This window comes from Helicobacter sp. UBA3407 (assembly GCF_949747025.1).
Taxonomy (GTDB): domain Bacteria; phylum Campylobacterota; class Campylobacteria; order Campylobacterales; family Helicobacteraceae; genus Helicobacter_D; species Helicobacter_D ganmani.
Genome location: NZ_CATKCB010000211.1, coordinates 1 through 3,962 on the forward strand (window position 1 = coordinate 1; position 3,962 = coordinate 3,962).

Below are 3,962 nucleotides of genomic sequence, written 5' to 3' on the forward strand. Positions count from 1 at the left end.
CGCACTCAAGCCTAAATGGAGATAAGCTAAACTACTTCACTCCTAGCTTCCACTCTCACTCTATCTCTTATGATGAGTTTGGTAGAACCATTTTTGATGATGCTTATCGCTGGAGCGGCGCAAATGGTGGTGGCGGAAATATGCTTAATGCCGCTGGAAATTCTAAGTATTTAAATACGCCTGTGGGGGAAATGCAGGTTTTCTTAGACTTAGATGATGATAATGACCAATATGGAGTTGGAAGCATAGGCTATATGGGGCAGCTCATTAACCTAGATGATAATCAAGATGGATTCTTAGATTCTAGCGATGAGTTTTTTAGTAAGCTAAAGCTAAAGGGCTACAACTCTAAGGGCGAGGAAGTTATCTTAAAATTTAGCGATGTTTATAGCTCACTTGATTTGACGAAGTTTGTAAATACGCAAAAAGATGTAGATGAGAATATAAAGAAATATGGCTACAATAAAGGAAATTTAGAAAGCGGAACAAGTCTATTTCGCCCAGAGGAAAGCTATAAGAAGCTAAATGACACGCAAAAAGACCAAATTAGAAAAATGTTCGCAGCAAACGCTGATGAAAGCGGTTGGATAGATTTAACAAAAACCTATAAAGACGAATACCGCCTAGAGAGGCTAACCTTTGAAAAGCTCTTAAAATCCCTAGATTTCGCATACTCTAAGACGGATTTAAACGGAGGGCTAAAGCTAGAGCGACTTAGATTTAGCGGATATGATGGCAGAGAAGATTGGAAATATGGGAAGCGAGAGGACTATTTAGAAGATTTGCAGAATCGCTTTAACAAAATGTATAATGACTATTATAATAATGACAAAGCCGATAAACTAGCAATCCGCAAAGAATTTCAAGCAATCACAGGAATGAAATTTAGCGAGGCAAATTTTAGAGAGTTTTACAATGGGTTAAATAGCTCCTCTACTGCTATGAAATACGCTAGTGCGCTAAAAGATGTGGATTCTGTCGTTGGAATGAAGCTAGATGATAATGGAATGCTTACGCTGAAGTTTGATTCAGGCAGGACAATGCGACTAAGCCTTGATGAGCTATACACGAGCGATGGGAATTTTAACGACTTGACAGAGAGAAGCGAGAGGGCAAATGCGTTTAGCGAGGCTATGAGCTTTGATGAAGAGGATTTAAACAAGCTAGACTTTAACAAAATAGGCGCAGACATAAATATGAATGGCTCTATTGTCTCTCTAGCGGAACTTGGAGTGGAATTTATCCGCAAATTAAGCTTCCAAAATGGTCGCTCCGCCTTTATCCTAACAATAGGGGATGGCAAGGAACTCGTGGCAAATGCGCTGCATAAAATACAAAATGTGGAGAATATGATAAGATTCTCGGAACTAGAGGAGAAAGACAAGTTAAGAGGAAGCAAGTTTGAAATGGAAATGTAGGGTTATTGCCACGATTCCTTACGGAATCTCGTAATGACAAAATGGAATCTTTGTAAGTGAGATTCTGCATTATAGATTGCCGCAATTCCTCGTGGAATCTTGCGGGGACAGAGAAAAAGCAAATGTAAAACAGCCTAAATTAAAAAATCTTGCGCACAAATGCGGATAATCACCAAAGATACAAATCCCCCAAAACAAGCCCCCAAGTAAGAATCGCAAGTGAGATTGCGAAAAACACACCTGCCGAAGCGCAGTCTTTGGCTATTTTTGCCTTTGCGTGAAATTCTTGCGTGATTAAATCCACGCAGGATTCAATGGCAGAATTGAAGCATTCCGCAATAAGAATTAACCACAAAACAGCAATCAAAAGAATGCGTTTTTCAAGCGGAATCTCTAAATAAAAAGCGACAAAAAGCAAAGGAATGATTATGAGGCACTCTAGTTTGAAAGCCGCTTCGTTTTTTAACATTGCCAAAACTCCGCATAAAGCGTATTTTGTATTTTTGAAAAAATGATATTTTGGTTTCATTGCAACTTCTTATATTTCTTAGGATACGAAATATTACCATTTATTGAATGTCTTTCCCTTGTTTTCGCCAAAATTTTAGCTACAATTCCATCTTATGAATCCAAAAATAAAAGATTTTATCAAAAAATATCATTTGTTAAGTTTGAGTGTCGTTGAAGCAGATTCTGATACATTAGAGGTTTATAGCGCAAGTTGTTATTATGCCTTTGATGAAGCGAATCTTAGCTTGCTTTTTAAGAGCGCGCAGGATTCTAAACATATTCAACTTTGCGCCTTAAACCCAAAAGTTGCTGTTATTATTGCAAAGGATTCTAAGAATCTTGGCAGGATTCAAGGTTTGCAAATTAAGACGTTTTTTAAACGAGCGACATTACAGCAAAAGAATCTCTATTATGCGCGCTTTCCTTTTGCCAAACTCGGTAATGGTGAGATTTTTGCATTGGAGATTCTATGGGCAAAATACACAGATAATAAACTTTTGTTAAGTGAAAAATTAACATTTATGAGGAAAAAATGAAAAAAGTTTTGTTATTAATGAGTGGAGGAGTAGATTCTAGTTATTGCGCCTATTTGCTACAAAAGCAAGGTTATTTTGTATATGGTGTGTATTTGAAATTACACGATAAGGAGGCAAAGCACCAATACTATGAGGCAAATATCAAACGATGTGCGGAGGCTTTGGGCATTACTTATGCGATAATAGACGAGCGCGAACTTTTCAAAAAAAGTGTTTATGATTATTTTGTGGAATCCTATGCTAAGGGGCAAACGCCAAATCCTTGTGCTCTATGTAATCCTTTGGTGAAATTTGGAATTGCTTTTAGATTGGCGGAGCAATTAGGCTATGATTATGTTGCCACAGGACATTATGCGCAAGTCAAAGAGGGCAAAATTGCGCAAGGCATAGATACGACAAAAGACCAAAGCTATTTTTTGTTTGGGCTCAAAAAAGAGTGGATTCCGCGCATTCTTTTTCCTTTGGGGGATAAAAGGAAGCAAGAGATTAAGCCCATTGCATTAAAGGAGCTTCCTTGGCTTGGGACTTTGGAGAGTTATAAGGATTCGCAAGAAATCTGTTTTGTGGAAAATACTTACATAGATATTTTGGAAAAACATTATAATGTAGAATCTCCCGGAGTGGTGTTGGATACACAAGGTAAGGAGATTGGCACACATAAAGGCTATATGCAATACACGATTGGTAAGCGCAAGGGCTTTACGATTAAGGGCGCATTGAATCCGCATTATGTGTTAAAGATTAATCCGCAGGAAAATACGATTGTTGCGGGTGAAAAGGACGAATTGGCGACTTATCAAGTGCGGGCAATTAATTTTTCTGTGCCAAAAGAAATGTTTGCAGAGCAACAAGCCCTAGAATGTGAAGTAAAGATTCGCTATAAAAGCCACAAGGTAAAGGCAAGAGTGCAATTAATTCAGGAGGATTCGGAAGGAAAAAAGCAAGAAATCTTGCTTGCAAATCTTCAAGAGCCAGCCTTTGGTGTAGCAAGCGGGCAGGCTTTGGTGCTTTATGAGGACGACAAAGTATTAGGAGGTGGCTTTATTGTTTAAATCCGCCTTGCGATTCTTTGCTATCTCTGTAATTTATTTTGGTTGCGCAATTTCTCCTTTTAACTCTTTGTCATAATCTGCTTTTTGATTAAAGATTCTTATCTTTTTTGCATTAAATTCAGCCGAGAGTGGATTCTTGGTTGCGTTATAGTCTTGGACTTGGATTTGTGCAACATCGCAGAGTAGATGAATCAAATCATCAATCACAAAAGGTTTGTCTTTAGCCGATTGGATTTTTTGTGCAGTTTCTTTATGTTTTTGGATAAATTCTTCACTCATTAAAGCGAGAAATGGCACTTCGGCAGTGAATCTTGAAGTTACAAAATGCCCTAATTTGCCCTTGTATTCGTATAAACTCTCTCCGTGGTCGCTAAGATAAAAAATAATAGAATCACTCTTTGCATAGATTTTAAAAATCTCATTCAAAATATAATCATTATACAAAA

General features: G+C 37.7%; 5 protein-coding genes. 3 read left to right on the forward strand and 2 right to left on the reverse strand.

The features are described from left to right. Window positions 1-1,418 (forward strand): hypothetical protein (locus tag Q1553_RS07640; RefSeq protein WP_300842877.1); only part of this gene is annotated, 1,418 nt, incomplete at its 5' end. Between the two features lie 169 nt (window positions 1,419-1,587). Here the strand turns inward: Q1553_RS07640 and Q1553_RS07645 are convergent. After that, window positions 1,588-1,947 (reverse strand): diacylglycerol kinase, encoded by a 360-nt coding sequence (locus Q1553_RS07645; RefSeq protein ID WP_115551322.1) that lies wholly within the window; start codon window positions 1,945-1,947, stop codon window positions 1,588-1,590. Window positions 1,948-2,041: 94 nt separating this feature from the next. Here Q1553_RS07645 and Q1553_RS07650 point away from each other — a divergent pair, with 94 nt between their 5' ends. Next, a complete protein-coding gene (locus Q1553_RS07650; RefSeq protein WP_115551321.1) occupies window positions 2,042-2,464 on the forward strand; it encodes a hypothetical protein in 423 nt (140 codons plus the stop codon). Next, window positions 2,461-3,516 (forward strand): tRNA 2-thiouridine(34) synthase MnmA, encoded by a 1,056-nt coding sequence (gene mnmA / locus Q1553_RS07655; protein WP_115551320.1) that lies wholly within the window; start codon window positions 2,461-2,463, stop codon window positions 3,514-3,516. The genes Q1553_RS07650 and mnmA overlap by 4 nt, the downstream gene beginning before the upstream one ends. A 33-nt stretch (window positions 3,517-3,549) precedes the next feature. Here mnmA and Q1553_RS07660 read toward each other — a convergent pair. After that, a partial coding sequence (locus Q1553_RS07660; RefSeq protein WP_366525101.1) for a sulfatase-like hydrolase/transferase occupies window positions 3,550-3,962 on the reverse strand: 413 nt, incomplete at its 5' end.